Source organism: Shewanella sp., assembly GCF_051658185.1.
Classification (GTDB): domain Bacteria; phylum Pseudomonadota; class Gammaproteobacteria; order Enterobacterales; family Shewanellaceae; genus Shewanella.
This window is the reverse complement of the sequence record NZ_JBOFMC010000137.1, coordinates 1-2,083: the sequence shown is the minus strand read 5'-3', so window position 1 is coordinate 2,083 and position 2,083 is coordinate 1. Positions and strand designations below refer to the sequence as shown.

Genomic DNA, 2,083 nt, shown 5'->3' with positions numbered 1-2,083 from the left:
ACGTTTGACGCAGCAAGTTTACCAGCGAAATCACCCGCTTCACCTTTGACCACACCAAACATTTCACCCAAGTCACCTTGAGCGGTTTTCAGATCTTCTTCTAACTGGGCAATTTTGCGCTCGTTATCTAAAAACGCTTGGTTTAAATCTTTACCACGTTGTTTTTCCGCTGCTAAGGCATCTTTCTCACGCTTTAACAAAGCCGCTTTATCGCCACGCTCAGCTTGGAACTCTTGTTCACGCTTGGCGTTTACTTTACCTTCAGCAACGCGTTCCACTTTAACTTGCTGCAATAATTGATCAATGGTTTTTGGTGCATCAGCAGCACTCACCATACCAGCAGTTAAAGAAAAACTTGCAGCTAATACAGCTGTAGTAATTAACTTCTTCATTATTGTGCAGTCTCCGCAGCAGGAATTGGTAACGCGAATAGATCAAGAGCGCCTTGTTTACGGGCAATGCGGATACCTTTTGTTAGTTCACGCAAGTAGCTATCATCTAGCTTGTCCCAGGCTTTAGTTTCACGGTTGTACATCCAACCGGTTTTTTGATCTAAGCTCTGTGCATAAAGCGCCACACGGCCTAAGTTAAAGAAGTCGACTAATACATCTTTACCGTCAATATTTAATGACCCTTGGTTAACGTCAACGGCGCTACCATAGTCACGTTCGATACTATACGCATCCAAAATCAAACGATACTTTTCAGCGAGGGTTACTTCTGCAGTATTAAGTAACTTTTTTAAGTCCTCAACACGCTTAGTACGAACCTCTAAGTTAAATGGTAAATCCAGCTTCACAAACTGCTCTAAGGATTCAACCATTTTAAACATCAACGGCACAACGCCCTGACGTAGTTTATCAACCCCATTAATATCGTTTTGAACTTCATCCATCGACTTTTGTTGATCAGCCACTAAACTAGCAACATAATCGTTATAGGATTTAAGCGCTTCACGCTCATCGGCCACAGCACCATACTCAAATAGCATGTCTTGTGCTTGGTCAAAATAGGTGTCAACTTTCTTTTGCGACGCTGCTGCATCAGCATGGATCATACTATCCGCTTTCTGCACGTCGGTAAGAGGATCTGCAACGACTAAGTTGCTGCTCGCTAATGCCAGCACGCCAACAAGTGCAGTAGCGATTTTTGTTCTATTGCTTACCTTGGACATAGTTCCCAACCAATTTGAAGTGAATAAAAATTAACTTACCAGCAACAGGGCCAGTTGCAATGACGCCTTGGACACCTATAACTGTAAGTTCGTCTTTCTCTTGTGTTTCTTAGTTTTGTCTTCCCTTTCCTATATCAATACTGACATAGGCCCATTGGCATCATTTCACAAAATGTTGACCTGTGTCAACATTCTGGAAGTGTAAAAACCCCTGTAAATAAGCCTTGATAACCTAAAAAACATCGAAAGGTGTATTTTTAAACAAATTAAACAAGCCACAATGTTAATAAAAGGTTATGGAACGGTTTGATTTATGTTTAAAGCACTGATAAGTATCAGATTAATAAAATGTTGCTCGATAATGAACAAAACATTCAAAACTTAAACTTATGCAATTTATAGGACCTGGGAATAGCCAAGATCGCGCAACTTAAGTACCACTATTTGACCCCAAACAAGCACACCACATTAAGTTTTTTAGCCGTAGGCAAATGAGCTTATCGCGATGTTGAACCCGTTAATATTGTTTTTAACACAAGTCCATCTAGGTGTTTGTAGTGGCATTAAATGAAGTGAAATAGAAAAATTTGAATGTATTTGCAGTAAATGCTGCTCTAAGTCATTCACCATGCATTACCGAGATAATTGGCAAAGCCTATGTCAAACCGTCGACTTGGCATATTGATTGATACCTTAATAAACAACACTCACAGTGCCAATTTATGCCAATATCACCGATAAACCGCTTAAGCCACGCTGTCCTGACGAGACAACATCTCATTGACTCAAGATAAAAAAAGCCGAGTCACAAGAGTGAACTCGGCTTTCTATTAACTCAATATGTTAACAATATTAGAACTTAGTGGTGGCGCGTAAATATACGAAACGATCCATATTCACGTCGTACTC

At 40.3% G+C, this 2,083-nt stretch carries 1 protein-coding gene and 1 pseudogene; both read right to left on the bottom strand.

The genetic code is table 11. The features are described from left to right. A pseudogene (locus ACRCZA_RS05680) lies at positions 1-392 on the bottom strand (MotA/TolQ/ExbB proton channel family protein); the annotation flags it as partial. Then, entirely contained in the window at positions 392-1,174 is a 783-nt protein-coding gene (locus ACRCZA_RS05675) for a DUF3450 domain-containing protein (protein WP_438673495.1), read from the bottom strand. The pseudogene ACRCZA_RS05680 and the gene ACRCZA_RS05675, both read right to left, overlap by 1 nt. Positions 1,175-2,083 lie beyond the last annotated feature (909 nt).

Coding starts and splice junctions, on each gene's coding strand:
- ACRCZA_RS05675 (WP_438673495.1), bottom strand. CDS start 1,174: ATGTCCAAGGTAAGCAATAGAACAAAAATCGCTACTGCACTTGTTGGC.